Here is an 18,767-nt window from a genome sequence, read left to right as displayed (position 1 = left end):
GCAATGATATCGCTCTACAAAGGCTTAGTATTAATGCGCATTAATGGAAAAATAAATGTCATGCCGCCTATCCCAATCTCTGAATATGTGTAAACGAGGAGATACTGCATGCGTTTCAGATCTTGAATGGAAGGCTTTGGATTCCATTGAAAATATTCAGCATAAGCCTGAAATTGTGACAAATCTTGTAGTGATAATTTAGAAGTATCAATGCTGTACAGATAGACATTGTGATCAAAATCTGCTCGACACATAATCACTTGATCACTCTTTTTGGGATTATCCTCATCATAACTTGCTCCCAACATTTCAAATAAACCATCGTTCATATAACGATCAGGATATTCGACAGTGATTTTAGCGACATTTCCGCTATTCATGCCTTTTCTGTACCATTGCCCTTTCTTCATTCCAATGTGATACAACGGCTTTTTAAGATCCGCACCCAATGAAACAAAACCTAGCTCTTTAGCTAGATTATATGGAATATTACTTGGTGCAATATTGGAAAAACCAAATGTCCCTGTTAAAGCATCTTTACAGTTTTTACTTAATGCCGGCTGGCTTTTTGGGAAAAAAGCGGTTTTACCTGCTTGATAAGCTTTTGTTACTTCGTCTGCATGCGCAAACGCGCCTAAAAATAGTACGACACATATCCATTTTAAATGCTTCATTATTTAATCTCCTGACCATATTCATAATGCATCACTTCCAGCACATTACCTTCACTGTCCAACACTCTAAAATCACCATGACGTTGACCATTTAACATCGGAATTTCATAAACCCTGCCATCATTCAAGTAACTATAACGAATCACAAATTTTCCAGGTTGCACCCAAATGCTTTGATTATTAATCACATCCTTTTCAAATTTTTGTGTCCATGTGCCAGAAGGTTCATCATGCTGATAGTATTCTTCTTTCGTTAAAAAAATTCCATCAGATGAAAACTCATAAGCACGACCATTAAGTTTTCCATGCTCATAATCTTTAATGGATTGAATGGGATTCATTTGATTGGCATCATTCGCCCATGTTGTTTGCGGACCATGCAAAATCTTCTGATTATCTTCAGAAAAATAAAAATACTCGGATAAATACGGTTCATCATCACTATATTTAGCTGAATAATAATATTTTGGATAATCAGATAAACGCTGTATTTCTGCTAATTTATCTCCAGTGTTAATATCCCTTACGATTTGATATTGCAAAGTGCCATGATCATAATCATTTTGAATCATAATCACTCTAAAATCTGATGACTCTTTTAAATAAGATGTACCATTCATTTTTCCTGATGCATCCAAAGGTGAAAAATTGATCATTGATGTCATGGATGGTTGCTGTGCAGATAAATATCGCCAACCAATCGCATGATTACCATTGAATAAAAGCGCCTCTTTCATCTTTGGTTTATCCAATAGTCCTGCACCCAACACACATTCTGTTGCCTGTGTTTTAACAGCTTTAGCAATGTCGTCACATTGCAAATAATACGCATCTGAAATAGGCTGATCTTGATCATTATAGTTTTGAATTAAAACACCATGTTCATTATTAGTCAAAACAACGCGTTTCACTTCATAAGGCTGATCAGGATAACGTGCCATCATCCAACCATCTTGATTAAAATAATAGACATCTGACTCTAATTCTATCTTTTGCGGTTTAAAAACTGGTAATTCACGGCTGATCAAGGAACCATCATAATCCCGCCATTCCCAAGATTTTGGTATGCCTTGTTCATAATCCACTGCCAATAGAATTTGTGAATCATCGCCATAAGCTTGCCATAAACCTGAGCGCAATCCGTTTTGATATTGCCCTTTTAATAATATTTGTTGATTCAAAGCATTATAAAGAATTAAAGAATCATCATTAACCGATGGTAATGCAATTGGATCGTATTTTGCAGGTGAGTTTTGATCATGATAATAGATCAATGGGCGATTGAATGGCTCAACTGAGTGTTCTTTTGTCTGGTAAGAATAATCAGATAAATCTGACTTTTCATGAATGGAATAAACTGGCGTAATGGCAGGATTAAAACGATCGATAAAATCAACTTGTTTAAAATCCTGCACCCAATAAACGCCCTTATCATCTTTTGCTAAAATCACTCGAAACGATCCTCCATAAATCGGTTCAGAGATTTCATTACCAGCATCATCAAAATAGATAAAATATGGCTCAAATGGCCGAGCATTAGCAATATTGATTGCTACCATTAAACCTATATATGTGGCGATTATTATTGTTTTCATATCAGCCTTTATGATCAAAATTTACCCATGAGTATGACACACATTCATCGTAAGGGCATGATGTTTATCAAGCTAAACACTTAATTCATCATTATCATGATTATTGATTGATTGACCAAAATTTCCACCAAGAATCATAAAATTGATCATCGTTTTATTAAATGCTAAATTAACAACTATTGAATGACAATAAACTCATAGGTTTTAACCATGATTGATCTAAAAAAATCTTCAAAGCCCAGAATGATTCTGAGATTTCTACATCAAACGAAAGTTCTTTCTGATGATAAATTTGAACAGGCAATGGCCAGCAATCTAACCTCAACACAGCCATGGCAATTAGTTGATAGTTATATTCACTTGTTAGGATGGATTTTAATCGCTGCGGGCATGATCTGCTTAACGGCATTTAATTGGTTTCAACTCACAGATTTTAATAAATTAGCGATTGCTGAAACAGCATTATTAATCTCTTTTATTTCGATATTGCTCACCCAAAAAGCACATCATCGATCCATTGCAGGTGGAATATTCGCCATTGTAATTGGTTCATTCTGGGCTGTATTTGGGCAAATTTACCAGATCAATAGTAGCCTATATCACTTCACTTTAGTTTGGGGCATTTGCTTATTACCTTTTGCTATTATCTTGCCCCAGCAATTTGTCACGATTGTTACAGCATTACTGTTTTACAGCACAATCACGCTCTATTTATCGAGCCATTCACAGTGGTCTTTGTTTGATGATTCATTAACATATGTCGTTATTTCTATCTTATTCACAGTCGCAATGCTATTGACTAAATGGCTTAAAATTCCCAGCTTCCAAAAAAGCATTGGTTATATATTCTTTACTTTGAGTATTGCATCCTTATTTACATTCAGCATAGAACTCGTGTTGACAAAAGATAGTACAAAATCATGGATAATTTTATTGAGCTTGCTGATCCTTGGCATATTACTATTGGCTCATTGCCATGAAAAAACCATGATGGTGATTCTTTATCTTGTCACAATTTTAATCTTTTTCTTTCGCATTATATCGCTGCCGAATATGGATATTATGTCCATCATGATCACGACGTCGCTTTGCGCAGTTTTAGCCATTTATCCCACATATCGAGGGGCAATTAAACTCATTAGCTATGCAGATAAGGTGAACCATCATGAATAGCCTCAATCTAAGAAATTTATTATTAACAGGATCAGCCATCATTCTTATGGAATTCATTATAGTTTTCCTGTCTATTTCACACTAGCAATCATTGATGATGAATCAATCACAGCATTATTACTCATCATATTTGCTATCACATCATCCGTGATTGCTGGTCGAATCCACCAAGATACATTCAGTACAACGATTCTTAAACTATCACTCTTCACTTTCACTTATATTTTAATGATGGCAACGCTTTTAAATTATGAACATCATTTCACATACGATATATTTCCGATCACAGCCTCATTAAGCGCCTGTTTTAGCATTTGTACTGCTTATTTCTTTCGTAACCCTTATATTCGGATTGCACTGTTTACATTTGCATTGATTGCCTTGATCCTTTGCTTGACCGATATTTTCCATTTCATCAAACTCATCAATGGCGAAGTGATTAATATCATTATGATTGTTTATCTTATCATTTTGATCATCATCAGCTTATCGAAGCAAGCATTGCGCTATTACACTTTCATCATTGCATTAACTCTGGCATTAATGTTTTCGCCCATTTGGCAATCCTACGATTGGCTCAATATTACTGCGAGCATAATCATCATTGCAATTGGCTTCTATCTACAATCTAGAACAATACATCTTTTAGGTATTCTTTTTTTCGGTTTCGCACTATTTTTCTATTACTACAATTTAGAAAGCTCATTGAGCACCAAAGGCATCATTTTAATCTCCACAGGCATTGTGATTTTAATTGCTCGCTATGCATTTCACTATTTTGAGAAAATACGCCATGAAAATTAAACAGAATTATCTACTGCTATTATCATTCATTGCCATATTGTTATTCATGAATGTGCAAATTTTCCAAAAAGAAGCCATCAAAACCAACGGTGAAACGATCTATTTTGAATTGGTGCCTGTTGATCCTCGTGCTTTTATGTTGGGCGATTATATGGCATTAAACTTCAAACATAATTTACGCAATCATTCTGATGAGAATATTCAAATGTTCATTGTGACATTAGATGATCGTAATATCGTGATAGATGCAAAATATTACAAAGGTGAACCCCTGACAAAGAATCAGCGATTATTCAAAATTCAGGACAAATTAAGACCAGATCGTTTCTATTTTCAAGAAGGCTATGCTGATGCTTATGCCACTGCAAAATACGGTGCATTTCGCTATATTTCACCTGATCAATTTTTGCTGAACGATATGATGGATAATCATCTCCAAGCCATCAATCTGATATAATGAAAAAGTGCAGTCCATTATCGTTATACAAGTCATCTTAAATAATCATATAAGGAGTCAGAATGGCAAATACAGATAACAACAATTGGTGGTTAACGGCGATCATCGGCGTTTTATTCATTATTATTGGATTTTGGAGTTTATTCACACCTGAATCAACATTATTAACCATTGCTTATTTTGTGGGCTTCATGTTCTTAATGACAGGAATTTTTGAAGTTTTCTCTGTTTCAGCTGTTAATCAAAACTGGGGTTGGTCACTTTTATCTGGTGCAATTGATATCATCATTGGTATTTTATTCATCACAATGCCAGCAGGTGAAGCTATTTTAGTCATCTGTTTCTTATTTGGCTTTTGGGTATTATTCAGATCAATCCTAGGTTTAGGCATCGTGTTGAGCTTAAAGCATTCAGATATTCCAGCGATTGCCAACACGCCAAAAGGCATCATCGCGCTACCAATCATTGGTATTGTTTTTGGCTTTATTTTCTTAATGTCTCCTATTATTTCTGGTGTATTTATTGTGGGTATTTTCAGCATCGCCATCATTACATTCGGCATCTTTGAATTATATTGGGGATTTTTTCTTAAAAAGAACAGCTAAACCAAGATAGGACATTGAATTCATAATGAAAACCTCGATAATATTATTGAGGTTTCTTTCTTTGAGCTTTTGAAAATTGTGCTACAATCGTCGGAACATGTTAAATATTTGATCAAATAATTATGACTAGCTATTTAGGTGAATTCGAGCTCAAAATGGATGCTAAAAAGCGTCTTGCGCTCCCTGCTAGCCTAAAAAAACAGTTAGAAGAAACGGATCGCTTTGTTCTCAATCGCGCCTTTGATAAATGCTTAAATCTTTATCCCTACCATATTTGGCAAGAAGTAGACGCACAACTCACCAAGCTCAATTCATTTGTTAAAAAAGAACGAGATTTTGTACGCTTTGTGCGCGGTGGCGCAACTGAAATTCAGCTAGATGCTCAAGGTCGTTTTGTCATTCCTGCAAGATTAATGGCTTATGCCAATATTACTTCTGAAATCATCTTGTCAGGTAACGGATCTTTAATTGAAGTTTGGGATCGTGATACTTATGACTCAATGTTATCCATCGATCCTGAAGACTTCTCTAACTTAGCTGAAGAAGTCATGGTAAAATACGAAGAGGAAGAACTCTTTGAGTTCGATGAAAGTATTGTTGTTCCCATCATGCGTCGTTAATCTGAAATGAAAATAGGCTTCATAGATTCTGGTATCGGTGGGCTTTCAGTGATGAAAGCCTTTGTTTCGTATCCCATCACTGCGGATTACATTTATATAGCAGATACTGCTCATTTGCCTTATGGTTTAAAAAGCCACGATTATATTCATGATCGAATGCAAAAATTAACAGAATATCTCATCCAAGCACATCACATCGATTGTTTAGTCATCGCGTGTAATACTGCAACTGCAATCAGCGCAGAGAAATTGAGAAAAGCGTATCCTAATCCAGCCTTTCCTATTATCGGCATTGAACCTGCTATTAAACCTGCGGCGCGATCATCCAAAAGCAAAGAAATTGCAATTTTAGCCACAACATCCATGATCAACAATCATCGTTTAACACATCTCATTCATGAGTTTGCCACGGAAGTCTCTGTGACTAAAATCCCCGCAGATGATTGGGTAACTTTAGTTGAGCAAGGCATTTTTGACGGTCCAATTGCCGAACAAACGATTCATGAAACATTAAAACCATTGAACAATAGCGCCGTCGACCAATTAATTTTGGGTTGTACGCATTTTCCATTCTTAGAACCGAAATTACGTTCTATACTTAAACCTGAAATAGCGTTAGTGAATCCCGCAGATGCTGTTGCGAAGCATACACAACATTGTTTAGCGCAATACAGTATCCAGCCGAGTGAATCATCCACTTATCACTATTTCACGACAGGCGATTTGGCAACATTCCAAAACCAAATCGACCTTCTTCAGATGCCTCAAGGCTCTGTTTGTACATTAGCAGTTTAGTTGACTAAAGGAATCTACATGCCAGCATTGCAAGAAATTTTTCGTAAAGATTATCAAGCGCCAGATTTTTGGGTAACAGATGTCTCACTCAAATTTGTATTAAATCCCAATGCAACTTTAGTCACAACAGAATTAAAGCTTTCTAAAAACACAGAAACAACTTCTCGTACATTGATTTTAAATGGTACAGAGCATTCGCAGCTTTTATCATTAAGAATTAATGATACCTCGATCATTTTAGATGACATTCAATATGTTGAACATGACATTCATCTGAACAATCTGGAAGATGATGAATTAACCATCACTTTATCTAATCAATTAGATCCTGCAAATAATAGTGCACTAGAAGGTTTATATTTATCCAACAAAATTTTCTGTAGCGATTGTGAGCCTGAAGGCTTTAGAAACATTACTTATTATCCTGATCGCCCAGATATCATGGCGAAATATACAGTGACAATCATTGCAGATAAAGCAACCTGCCCTGTTTTATTATCCAACGGTAATTTATTGGAAGCGAAAGATTTAGATAATGGTTTACATCAAACCATTTGGCATGATCCATTCCCAAAACCAAGTTATCTATTTGCATTAGTTGCAGGTGATTTGGGTTACATTGAAGACAAGCACATTCGCCCAGATGGATCACCAGTACAACTGCGCATTTATGCAGCGCATAACGAAGTGGATCAATGCCATTATGCTTTAGGCGCGTTAAAACGTGCGATGAAATGGGATGAAGAACGCTTTGATTTAGTGTGTGATGTAGACCAATACAACATCGTTGCCATCCACGATTTCAATGGCGGCGCGATGGAAAATAAAGGCTTAAATATTTTCAATGCCAAATATGTGCTCGCTAACTCAGAAATTGCAACAGATGCAGATTTTGAAACCATCGAATCCATCATTGGTCATGAATATTTTCATAACTGGACAGGTAATCGAGTCACTTGCCGTGATTGGTTCCAGCTATCTTTAAAAGAAGGTTTAACAGTTTTCCGTGATCAAGAATTCACAAGTGATTTACGCCATCGCGGCTTAAAGCGTATTGACGATGTTAAAATGTTACGCGCTTATCAATTCCCAGAAGATGCTGGCCGTTTAAAGCATCCTATTCGCCCAGAAAGTTATGTGGAAATGCGTAACTTCTACACAACAACCGTCTATGAAAAAGGCGCGGAAGTTGTCCGCTTATACCAAACATTATTAGGTGAAGAAGGCTTCAAAAAAGGTTTAACTCACTATCTCAATAAATTTGATGGCACAGCGGCAACTTGTGATGATTTCTTAGCATCTATGGCGGAAGCTAATAATACGAATCTTAAAGGCCTAGAGCATTGGTATAGTCAAGCTGGCACACCACGAGTACAAGTTGCAAAAGAAACGACTGAACATGGCATTAAACTTACATTTAAACAGCTCTTATCTGCCGAAGGTAGCAATTTACAACCACAATGGATTCCGATTCGCTTTGCGTTGATTGGTAGCGAAGATAAAATTATTTATGAAGATACATTCATTCTCAAAACATGGGAAGAAAGCATCACTGTGCCTTGCAAAGACAAGAATGTTGCATTATCGCTCTTTAGGGATTTCTCTGCGCCTGTGATTGTGGATTATCCATACTCTGAAGAAGAACTGATGAAAATTGCCTTCTTTGAAACTGATGACTTTGCACGCTGGGAAGCATCACAACGCTACATTTCAGAATTAATTGCATCGAATCAAACCATCGAAGAAAAACAAGCAAAATTCATTGCACCATTGGACAGTTTCTTTGAAGCTTGCCGTGAAGAGCCAAGTTTTTATGCATTATTTTTCACATTGCCTGATCCTATTTCAATTCAAAGTACAACTGCTGAAAAAGATTTAGCAAAAATTTGGGAACAACGTGGAGGTTTGATCCAATACGCGGCAAAAGCATACGAAACACAATGGTTTGACATCTATCAATCACAAATGATTGGTAATGCTTCAGCCCGTGATCTAAAGAATAGCGTATTGAATTATTTAGCAACTTTACCGAATCACGAAATCACGGTTGCCAAGCAATATGAAGCTGCAACTAATATGACGGATCGCATGGCAGCATTGCGTGCTTCTGTATTGAATAATCACAGCACAGCAAAAACATTACTCACTAACTTCTTAGAAAAATATAAAGCTTATCCTTCAGTTGTGGACAAATGGTTTGCATTACAGGTATCTAGCCCATATATTACATTAGAAGTATTGAATCAATTGCGTCATCACAATGAATTCAATAGTCATAATCCTAATCGTGTTCGTTCATTATTAGGCGCATTAGGACAAAATAAAGTGGCATTGTATCAGCAGCCACAACAGTTTTATCCTTGGTTATTGGACAACATCATGATGATCGACAAGATCAATCCACAAGTTGCCGCGAGATTAGCAACGCCATTTTCACAATTAGATTTCTTAAAGCAATCTGATCAAGATGCGATTCGCAACTTAGTGAAAGCACAACTCGCTAATCAGTTATCAACCAACCTTGCAGAACAGTTGAGTAAATCGTTATGAGTATTAAAGAGAGCATCATAAAGCGCCGCACAACGCATCATTACAAACCAGAATCTATTGATGATGCAATCATTGATGAAGCTTTGGCTTTAGTGGTGCATGCACCGAATCATCACTTAACTTTCCCTTATCATTTTTATAAAGTGAAAGGTCAAGTTCGTGAAAACTTACTCGCTTATGCTTATGATTCTTTTGCACAAAAATCACAAGAATCAGCCGAACAAAAGTTAAAAAAATGGTCATCCATTCCTGGTTGGTTATTAGTGACGCAAAAGCGCTCTGAAGTGGATAAAACAGCTAAAGAAGACTACGCGACCATCAGCATTGCGATGTACATTTTAATGCTGGCTCTAGATGAAAAAGGGATTGGTGCTAAATGGTCCACAGCATCACTGTTTGAAACAGACGAATGGTATCGAATCTGTGGCGTAGATGCTGAGAAAGAAGAGATCATCGGAATGCTTTGGTATGGTTATGCTGATAAAGAGCCGAAAACTTTCTCTCGACCAACAATAGACCAATATTCCTCTATTTTGGAGTAGATATATGCACTACTCAGATCCAACTCTTCTGCTGTTTATTGTATTGTTCTTAGCTGCTATTTTAGCAGGCTTTGTGGATTCTATCGCTGGCGGCGGCGGTTTAATCACTGCGCCATTAATGCTAAGCATTGGCGCACCACCACATATCGCCCTTTCAATGGGAAAATATATGGGGGTTTTTGGAACCTCTATCGCAGCTTGGGCTTACATTAAACGCAAAGTGATTAATCCTAAAGAGTGGATTTGGTGTGCTGCTATGACTTTAACAGGCAGTTTTATTGGTGCATTATTCTTATTGAGTTTAGATCCAAGTTTCATTAAAAAAATGATTCCACCTTTATTGATCGCCATTGGCATTTATATGCTGATTCCAAAATCTAGAAACTTCTTGGAATCAGAAGATCACACCGTATCCAAGCCAAAGCAGATTGCTTCGGGCTTAGGATTGGGCTTTTACGATGGCTTCATCGGCCCAGGCACAGGATCTTTCTGGACAGTTTTGTATAACCGAATTTTTAACCAAGACTTTATGATTTCTTCAGGTGTTGCACGCTTAATGAATAGCATGAGCAACATCGCTGCACTTGTGATCTTTGCTATTGCTGGTAAGGTTGCATGGATCATGGGTGCATTCATGGTGGTTGGGTTTACACTCGGCAGTTATATTGGTGCACGTAGTGCGATCAAATATGGCGAAAAATTTATCAAACCACTTTTCATCACCCTTGTATTTATCATTGCAGGGCGATTAACATATATTGAGTATTTCACAAATTAAAGAGACCAAAATGAGTAATGTAGAAAGCACACTCGCACCTGAACGCGAATTAGAGATGACAGTTTTAATGACGCCTGATATGGCCAATTTTTCTGGCAATGTTCATGGTGGCGATTTATTAAAACTACTCGACCAAGTAGCATACAGCTGCGCAAGCCGTTATGCTGGTCAATATGTCGTAACTCTATCTGTGGACTATGTTCTATTCAAAGAACCTATTCATGTACAAGAATTATTAACTTGTAAAGCATCTATCAACTATGTGGGTAACTCTTCAATGGAAGTGGGCATTCGTGTTGAAGCTGAAAATATCACAACACGTAAAAAACGTCACACTAACAGCTGCTATATCACAATGGTTGCGGTTAAAGATGGTAAATCCACAAAAGTTCCGCCTCTTTGCATCGAAAATGAAGAGCAAAAAGAGCGTTGGAATAAAGCACTAATGCGCCGTAAAGCACGTAAGCTTGCACAAGAGATGTTAGATAAGAACGAACTATAATTCGCTTTTATAACTGCAAAAGCCCTTGGGATTTAATTTTCAAGGGCTTTTTTATGCCAATAACTTTTATACCGTTTTCTTAACCCACTCTAGATAGTGATTCACCCAGCCTTGTAGATATGTTTTTGTACTATCATTTGTGATATTGCCATCCGCATCAAACGAGCTTTCGTTGAATTGTAAATAAACTTCTGGTTGGCTTAATACTGCCATATCCAAAAAAGCTAACACATTACGCAAATGTTGTTGTGCTAATGCAGTACCCAACGCTCCTGGACTCGTACCTAAAATACCCGCAGGTTTACCATGCCACACATTATTACCATAAGGACGCGAACCTTGATCAATAGCATTTTTCAAAACGCCAGGAATTGAGCGATTGTATTCTGGTGTTACAAAAATGACAGCATCGGCTGCTGCAATCACTTTCTTAAAATCTAATACTTCTTTTGGTGTATTGGCATCATTATCTTGATTATATAAAGGAAGTTTGCTGATATCTGCAAACACAGCCGTATAATCTACAGGCAATAAATGACTAACTGCTTTAGCCAATTGTTGATTATATGATCCTTGACGTAAACTTCCCACAACGAACGCAATTGTTTTCACGTGGTTACTCCTTTATCAATAAATACCGATCGATTATAGATCACATGCAGTGTGAATGATAATGTTTTATCCTATCCACACTAACATGATCAATTAATCCTTTGAAGCCTAGGATTATTTTCTTAATGCTTGGTCTAAATCGGCCTTGATGTCTTCAATATTTTCTAAACCCACAGAAATACGGATGAAGCCTTCAGAAATACCAATTGCTTTTAATTCTTCTGCTGGTGTTTGACGATGTGTTGTACTCGCTGGATGCGTCACAATTGTTCTCACATCGCCCACATTCACAGCATGAATGCCTAATTCCAAGCCATTGATGAACGCTTTACTCTTCTCTCTATCACCTTTAATACCAAAAGCCAAAACACCACCTGCGCCTTTCGGGAAATATTTTGTTGCACGATCGTAATCAAGGCTACTTTTTAATAATGGATAGCTCACCCATTCAACTTCAGGATGCGTTTCCAACCATTCAGCCAATGCCAATGCATTTTTAGAAACATAATCCAAACGAATGTGTAAAGTTTGGATGCCTTGCAAAATCAAGAATGCATTGAATGGGCTCAATGTTGTGCCGATATCACGCAATACATGGGCACGCGCTTTCACTAAGAATGCTAAGTTGCCAAATGCTTCTGTATAAACTAAGCCATGATAAGCATCTTGTGGTTGTGTGAAGCTTGAGAATTTACCATTTGCCCAGTTAAATGTACCTGCATCCACAATGATGCCGCCCAATGCATTACCATGACCGCCCAAATATTTCGTTGCTGAATGAATTAAAATATCAACACCATGTTGAAATGCCTTAAAAATTGCAGGCGGTGTAAATGTGCCATCTACTACGAACGGGATATCATTCGCTTTCGCAATTGCTGCAAATTTTTCCACATCCAACACTTCAACTTTAGGGTTACCAATCACTTCAGCAAATAATAATTTAGTATTGGGTAATACCGCTTTTTCAATCTCTTCTTTCGGTGCTGATTGATCAATATAAGTCACATTGATACCAAATGGTTTCAATGTATTAGATAGTAGTGAATAGCTACCACCATAAATCGACTTAGATGACACAATGTGATCACCTGCTTCACAGATCGTTAAGATTGTTGTCAATAATGCTGCCGCACCAGATGCCACTGATAAACCGCCAATACCGCCTTCCAATTCCGCTACAACATTGCCTAAAGCATCATTCGTTGGGTTTGTTAAGCGAGAATAGATATTCCCCGCTGCTGTTAAGTTAAATAGATCTGCGCCGTGATCAGCATCATTGAAATGGAATGCTGTTGATGTGTGAATTGGACGAACGATTGAGTTCGTTTCGTCGCCTCTGAATCCTTGGTGAACAGCTAAAGTTTCTAAATGTAATGGGCGTGTCATAATTATTTTCTCCTCAATAAACTCATTAATATAAAATTACAGCATAAAAAAAACCGAAGGGACTTTCGTCACTCCGGTTGTATTTTGCATTTTGAAATATTTGCGCTTTAGAGTGACTCAATCGAAAAGGAGAGTCACTCTTGCAAGTAACTCTCTAAAGCATCATCATTTCAACTACAAATAAAAAGTTCATTTCTGTTCCCAGATAGGTTTTACAGCATCCATATAAGCATATTAAATAAATGCCGTCAACCCCATTAATTAAAGATTAATCTATAAACTCAGACAGGACATTATTTAAAAACAGAAAGCCTTGATCTGTCGTTCTTAATTGACCTTGCTCACGCACAATCAAATTGCGAGATTCTAATAAATTTAGCTTATCTTCAATCACGGATATTGGTAAATAGGTTCGTTCAGAGAAAATCGCTTCTTCAACCCCATACTTTAAACGCAATGCGTTGAGCATAAATTCAAAAGGCAATTCTTCATTAACCACGTCCTCTATCGTTAAACGCTCGCTCGCACTTTTTTTCAAATACTGTGTCGGATGTTTTTCAATAGAAGTGCGTAAAATACGAGATTCACCTTGCATTGTAATCTTGCCATGCGCACCAGCACCAATACCAATATAATCTCCAAATTCCCAATAGTTTCGATTATGTTTCGATTGATGCCCTGCTTTGGCAAATGCAGAAACCTCATAATGCTGATAACCATTGGCTTTTAATAAAGCATAGCTTTGCAATTGCATTTCTTCGATCAATTCACTTTCAGGCAATTTTGGCGGATATTTATAGAAATAAGTGTTCGGCTCCATCGTCAATTGATAATGAGAGATATGATCGGGTTTCAAATCAATCACACCTTGTAGATCACTCAATGCTTGCTCTACCGTTTGATCTGGCAATGCAAACATCAAATCACAATTGATATTATCAAAGCCTGCATCACGCGCGATTTGCACTGCTCTTTTTGCTTCATCACTTTGGTGTATTCTGCCTAACTTTTTCAAATGAGCATCGTTTAAGCTCTGAATACCAATGGAAATTCTATTGATACCTATTTCATGATAAGCCTTAAAATAATTAGCATCCACAGTGCCAGGATTTGCTTCAATAGTAATTTCAGCATGAGGATCTAAAATCAGATAGCTGCGCAAACCACTCATTAAACGAGCCATATCATCTGGCTTCATTAAGCTTGGTGTTCCTCCACCGATGAAAATTGTGCGAATGGTTCTCCCCCAAATTTTGGGCACAATTTCCACAATGTCTGCCAATAAAGCATCCACATAATCCACTTCATAAGAGTCGTTTTTCAATTGATGTGAATTAAAATCACAATATGGGCATTTTTGAATACACCAAGGAAAGTGTATGTATAAACTTAATGGAATCATATGTCTCGTAGCTTAAAAATCTGCAAATGGCTGAGGAACTTTTGGCATCTCACGTTTATGCTGAGAGCGATCATGCCAATGCTTAATGATAGCACTAGTTTCCTCAGAAACGCTTTCACCACGTAAAGCACGATTCATTTCAGCATAACTCAAGCCAATTTCACCTTCATCTGTCTGCGATTCCCATAAACCACCCGATGGTTTTTTATCAATCACTGAGTTTGGTACACCTAAATAACGAGCGAGATCATAAACATCATCTTTCATGAGATGAAACAGCGGAATCACATCCACACCGCCATCACCATATTTTGTGAAATATCCCATTTGCCATTCCACTTGATTATCCGTACCCACAACTAAGGCATTGCGAGCTTGTGCGATGGCATACAATGTCACCATTCTTAAGCGAGCACGAACATTACCATCGATCACTCGTGCATCATTGGCTGTTTTGCCTTGTAAATTAGCTGTGCCGACTGTTTGGTAAAACGTAGAGTGCGTTGCAGATAGATCCACTGTCGTGTGATCTAACTGACACACATCTAAAACCCGCTTAGCATCTTCCAAATCAGCATCATTGCTATGGCAAGGCATCATCACAGCAAAGCTATTCTTTAAATCTGCCTTAGCCAATAAACAACTGACAACGGCAGAATCAACACCGCCACTTAAACCCACAACAAAACCATCTAAATTACGTTGCTTTCGTTCTTCATTTAACCATTCAATTACATGATCGACGTAATTTGCGATTTTCTTATCCTTCATAAATAACCTTCTCTAATCTTGGATTTGGCCAATATGCTCGACCTGCTTTTGCCTGAGGCTGACCATCCAATAAAACATTGTCGCCAGTAAAACCAACATTAATCTCAATCAAACTTGCACCCACACCATAAACATTAATAGGCACATTATGTTTTTCAAATTCGCTAATTTTTTCAGGTGTTAAACCACCACTGACGATGATATTCACATGTTGGAAACCTTCATCATCCAATGCTTTACGCAGTGCAAATACTAACTCTTTATTACAACCTCTAGGATCAAACTGCCCCAATAATTGTGGATTTCTCATGAAATATTGATCCACCATATTGCCCGATGTATCCACACGAACAGCTGCTAGTTTTTCACCCAAAGCACGGGCAACCTTCAATGAATCTGTGATCACATCATTATGATAATCCACTAAAACGACTAAACGATCTTCTGGGAATGTTTCACGATAGGCTAAAGATGCCGCGACAATATCGCCATCAAATAATTGGATCAAAGCATGCGGCATTGTGCCAATACCTTCTTTGCCCCACCATTCATTCATTGCATGCGTAGCTTGAGCAGAGCTGCCGCCGATGAATGCTGCATAACCATCACCTGCTTGCTGACTAAAATGATCATTACGATCCGCCATAAAGAGAATGGATTTATCACCCGCTGCTTTCACGACTCTATGAACATTTGTCGCAACTGAACTGCGTCTTGCCAAAATACCATCGATCAAACCTTCGAGATAACCAAAGTCTTCATATTTACCTGTGATGGTTAATACAGCTTCAAAGGAATTGATCATATCGCCATCATGTAATGCTTCGATTTCTAAATTTTCAGGATGCTTGGCAAATGTATGTAAAAGCGCAATGGATTCATCAATGCCACATACGATTACTTGCTCTTTACGTTGGAAAAACTGCATCGTAACTATACGATCTTTGCAATATTTTTCAGCAAGCTCTGTAGTTTTTAAAAAATATACAGCTGAGAACCAGCCATCCTTCACACGCTCATCAAACTTAAAAGTTTCATTTGTTAAACGTTTAATTTTTCCCTGTTGCTTCAACTCTAATTCTTTCATAGCCAGTATCAATCTTAGTAAGGAAACTTATTATCGCATGTTTGTAAAAAATATCAAACTAAACGATCTTCAATAAATAAGCATGACAAACAGACTAAATAATCTCGTTTAAATATACACTAAACACATAATAAATAACTACTTTTTAGTTTAAACCACCTAATAAAACACATGCTAATAACAAATAGATAATCGACTCAAAATTATGAAAAAATACCCATAATATTATTATAAGTATATTGATATATATGAATAATTTTACACTAAAAATATGATCAAAAATTAGACAATAATATTTTTTGAGACATTGCTATTTTTTAGTCTAATTTTCAAACTTTGTTTAACTTACTAAACAATATAGGCACTCTAAGCAGCATTAATAATTAATATGATAACAATTATATCAATCGATTAAATAACGCTGATCCACCATAAACCCACAGTAAAATCATAATGGCATATCGAAAAGTTTTGCCAATGAATAAATAGATCACACACAGCCAAACGGACAATCTCAACCATCCCGCCGCAATGGGTAAAGCATCACCAATGAAAGGAATCCAAGAAAATAGCAAAATCGAACTACCATATTTATGAAGATATTTTTGCACTCTTGGCGATGGTAATTTTTTAGGTGGAATCAATCGCCCTAAGAAATAAGAAACAACCGCTCCAGCACTATTACCAAGACTTGCGACTAGCCAAGCAATCAATGTTGCATTAGGATATTTCTCTAAAAAAGCCATCAATGCAACCTCGGAACTGCCTGGCAAGATCGTCGCGGATGTAAATCCAGAGATAAACAAAAGCGTTAAAGCTGTATAAATAGAGCCCATATCCTCACACATTATAATAATTGGTTAGTGAGTTAGTATGAGCTGTCATATACAGGCTGACAAGCATTAAAACCAGCCATAAAAAAGAGTGATGCACTAATCTCTAGCGCCATCACTCTCATGAGAAATATTTAAATTAATTATGATCAATAAGGCAAGCCCACATAGTTTTCCGCCAAAGATAACTGAGCATATTCAGAATTCACTAAATGCATGAATTCAGCCTTTCTCATCTTATCTGTAAAGACATCATCTTGATCAAAATGGTGCAATAATGTTGTCATATACCAAGAGAATCGCTCCGCACCCCAAATGCGTTTAAGTGCTCTTTGCGAGTACTGCTCTATACCTTCACCATCTTTTTCTACAAAGTATTGAATGAGAGCATCTGCAAGATACAGAACATCACTCGCCGCTAGATTCAAACCTTTTGCACCTGTTGGTGGAACAATATGCGCAGCATCACCAGCTAAGAATAAATTCCCATAACGCAAAGGCTCAGAAACAAAGCTACGCAATGGCGCGATACTTTTTTCTAAACTTGGGCCTGTCTCTAAATTACGTGCAGCTTCAGGATAAAGGCGATGACTCAACTCATCCCAAAAACGATCATCAGACCAATTCTCAATTTTTTCAGCCAAAGGCACCTGTAAATAGTAACGACTACGCGATGCAGAACGCTGACTACATAATGAGAATCCACGCTCTGTATATGAATAAATCAACTCATCTGACACAGGTTTCGTATCCGATAACAAACCTAACCAACCAAATGGATAAACGCGTTCATATTCCTGAATCACATCCTGTGGAATAGATTTACGGGAAACACCATGAAAACCATCGCAACCTGCAATGAAATCACAATGAATTGTCATAGATTGACCTTGGTACATAAAAGTTACATGAGGATCAGCACCTTTAATATCATGCAAAGCCACATCTGTTGCTTCATAATATGTTGTTGTACCTTTGGCTTGACGAGCTTCCATCAAGTCACGCGTGACTTCTGTTTGGCCATAAACAACCACTGATTTACCAATCAGTTTGTTGAAATCCACACGATGATGCATATCATCAAACACTAATTCAATACCATCATGTACTAAACCTTCTTGATGCAATCGATGGCTTACGCCAACTCTATCCAATGCATCCACTGTCACACTTTCCAAAACGCCCGCACGAATACGGCCTAAAACATAGTCGCCAGAGCGCTGTTCTAGAATGACATTATCAATCCCTTCTTTCGTTAAAAGCTCACCCAATAATAATCCTGCTGGCCCAGCACCAATTATGACAACTTGTGTCTTCATCCCTCTCTCTCCCTTTTAATCTGTTGTGGTTTTGTAGGCATGAATCAATTATGCTATTTTTTTCAAAATATACTATTACTAATTAGTAATATCTGATATCCCATCTACCACTAATTGACATAACAATGAGCAATATTTAATCAACATATTTATACACTTTTCAATAACTGAATTTATCACTACATTTGCCATTAATTAGATAAAAAACATATAAATATCAAATAGTAATAACACTAACAAATGAATGAGCAAATTTTAC

General features: G+C 37.1%; 19 protein-coding genes. 10 read left to right on the top strand and 9 right to left on the bottom strand.

The window, feature by feature from the left end; translation table 11 throughout:
• Window positions 1–14: 14 nt before the first annotated feature.
• Complete coding sequence (locus ACA100_RS07495; protein WP_481077087.1) at window positions 15–674, bottom strand: hypothetical protein; 660 nt, start codon at window positions 672–674, stop codon at window positions 15–17.
• Window positions 674–2,269, bottom strand: coding sequence for a toxin-antitoxin system YwqK family antitoxin (locus tag ACA100_RS07490; protein WP_481077086.1), 1,596 nt, complete (start codon window positions 2,267–2,269; stop codon window positions 674–676). The genes ACA100_RS07495 and ACA100_RS07490 overlap by 1 nt, the downstream gene beginning before the upstream one ends.
• 210 nt (window positions 2,270–2,479) lie before the next feature.
• On the opposite strand from ACA100_RS07490, the gene ACA100_RS07485 reads away from it, so the two are divergent.
• The 10 genes from ACA100_RS07485 to ACA100_RS07440 all read left to right on the top strand — a co-directional run bounded on the left by ACA100_RS07485 (window position 2,480) and on the right by ACA100_RS07440 (window position 11,095).
• Window positions 2,480–3,442 carry a DUF2157 domain-containing protein gene (locus tag ACA100_RS07485; protein WP_481077085.1) on the top strand — a complete coding sequence of 321 codons (963 nt, stop codon included), beginning with the start codon at window positions 2,480–2,482 and terminating at the stop codon, window positions 3,440–3,442.
• 147 nt (window positions 3,443–3,589) lie between these two features.
• On the top strand, window positions 3,590–4,246 hold the full coding sequence (locus tag ACA100_RS07480; RefSeq protein WP_481077084.1) for a DUF4401 domain-containing protein: 657 nt from the start codon (window positions 3,590–3,592) through the stop codon (window positions 4,244–4,246).
• Complete coding sequence (locus tag ACA100_RS07475) at window positions 4,236–4,703, top strand: GDYXXLXY domain-containing protein (RefSeq protein WP_481077083.1); 468 nt, start codon at window positions 4,236–4,238, stop codon at window positions 4,701–4,703. Before ACA100_RS07480 ends, ACA100_RS07475 begins: the two co-directional genes overlap by 11 nt.
• Before the next feature lie 62 nt (window positions 4,704–4,765).
• Window positions 4,766–5,308 carry an HdeD family acid-resistance protein gene (locus ACA100_RS07470; protein ID WP_481077082.1) on the top strand — a complete coding sequence of 181 codons (543 nt, stop codon included), beginning with the start codon at window positions 4,766–4,768 and terminating at the stop codon, window positions 5,306–5,308.
• A gap of 122 nt (window positions 5,309–5,430) precedes the next feature.
• Entirely contained in the window at window positions 5,431–5,928 is a 498-nt protein-coding gene (mraZ, locus tag ACA100_RS07465; protein WP_481077081.1) for a division/cell wall cluster transcriptional repressor MraZ, read from the top strand.
• 6 nt (window positions 5,929–5,934) lie between these two features.
• Window positions 5,935–6,723, top strand: coding sequence for a glutamate racemase (gene murI / locus ACA100_RS07460; RefSeq protein ID WP_481077080.1), 789 nt, complete (start codon window positions 5,935–5,937; stop codon window positions 6,721–6,723).
• 18 nt (window positions 6,724–6,741) lie between these two features.
• Window positions 6,742–9,273 carry an aminopeptidase N gene (gene pepN, locus ACA100_RS07455; RefSeq protein WP_481077079.1) on the top strand — a complete coding sequence of 844 codons (2,532 nt, stop codon included), beginning with the start codon at window positions 6,742–6,744 and terminating at the stop codon, window positions 9,271–9,273.
• On the top strand, window positions 9,270–9,815 hold the full coding sequence (locus ACA100_RS07450; protein ID WP_481077078.1) for a nitroreductase family protein: 546 nt from the start codon (window positions 9,270–9,272) through the stop codon (window positions 9,813–9,815). Before pepN ends, ACA100_RS07450 begins: the two co-directional genes overlap by 4 nt.
• A 4-nt stretch (window positions 9,816–9,819) precedes the next feature.
• Window positions 9,820–10,593 (top strand): TSUP family transporter, encoded by a 774-nt coding sequence (locus tag ACA100_RS07445; RefSeq protein ID WP_481077077.1) that lies wholly within the window; start codon window positions 9,820–9,822, stop codon window positions 10,591–10,593.
• Between the two features lie 10 nt (window positions 10,594–10,603).
• Complete coding sequence (locus ACA100_RS07440) at window positions 10,604–11,095, top strand: acyl-CoA thioesterase (protein WP_481077076.1); 492 nt, start codon at window positions 10,604–10,606, stop codon at window positions 11,093–11,095.
• A 66-nt stretch (window positions 11,096–11,161) separates the two neighbouring features.
• On the opposite strand, the gene ACA100_RS07435 is transcribed toward ACA100_RS07440, so the two are convergent.
• The 7 genes from ACA100_RS07435 to pobA form a co-directional block, all read right to left on the bottom strand.
• Window positions 11,162–11,707, bottom strand: coding sequence for an NADPH-dependent FMN reductase (locus ACA100_RS07435; RefSeq protein WP_481077075.1), 546 nt, complete (start codon window positions 11,705–11,707; stop codon window positions 11,162–11,164).
• A 114-nt stretch (window positions 11,708–11,821) separates the two neighbouring features.
• Window positions 11,822–13,096: an O-acetylhomoserine aminocarboxypropyltransferase/cysteine synthase family protein gene (locus ACA100_RS07430; protein ID WP_481077074.1), complete on the bottom strand. Its 1,275-nt coding sequence runs from the start codon at window positions 13,094–13,096 to the stop codon at window positions 11,822–11,824.
• Between the two features lie 268 nt (window positions 13,097–13,364).
• A complete protein-coding gene (gene hemW / locus ACA100_RS07425) occupies window positions 13,365–14,498 on the bottom strand; it encodes a radical SAM family heme chaperone HemW (protein ID WP_481077073.1) in 1,134 nt (377 codons plus the stop codon).
• 12 nt (window positions 14,499–14,510) lie between these two features.
• Window positions 14,511–15,269, bottom strand: a complete 759-nt coding sequence (gene nadE / locus ACA100_RS07420; RefSeq protein ID WP_481077072.1) for an NAD(+) synthase — start codon at window positions 15,267–15,269, stop codon at window positions 14,511–14,513.
• A complete protein-coding gene (locus ACA100_RS07415) occupies window positions 15,259–16,356 on the bottom strand; it encodes a nicotinate phosphoribosyltransferase (RefSeq protein ID WP_481077071.1) in 1,098 nt (365 codons plus the stop codon). The genes nadE and ACA100_RS07415 overlap by 11 nt, the downstream gene beginning before the upstream one ends.
• A gap of 398 nt (window positions 16,357–16,754) precedes the next feature.
• Entirely contained in the window at window positions 16,755–17,192 is a 438-nt protein-coding gene (locus tag ACA100_RS07410; RefSeq protein WP_481077070.1) for a YqaA family protein, read from the bottom strand.
• Between the two features lie 146 nt (window positions 17,193–17,338).
• Entirely contained in the window at window positions 17,339–18,508 is a 1,170-nt protein-coding gene (gene pobA / locus ACA100_RS07405; protein ID WP_481077069.1) for a 4-hydroxybenzoate 3-monooxygenase, read from the bottom strand.
• Between the last annotated feature and the right edge of the window lie 259 nt (window positions 18,509–18,767).

This window comes from Wohlfahrtiimonas sp. XWW7, from assembly GCF_056716055.1.
The sequence above is the reverse complement of the archived record's forward strand: the minus strand, read 5'-3'. Positions and strand labels throughout refer to the sequence as shown.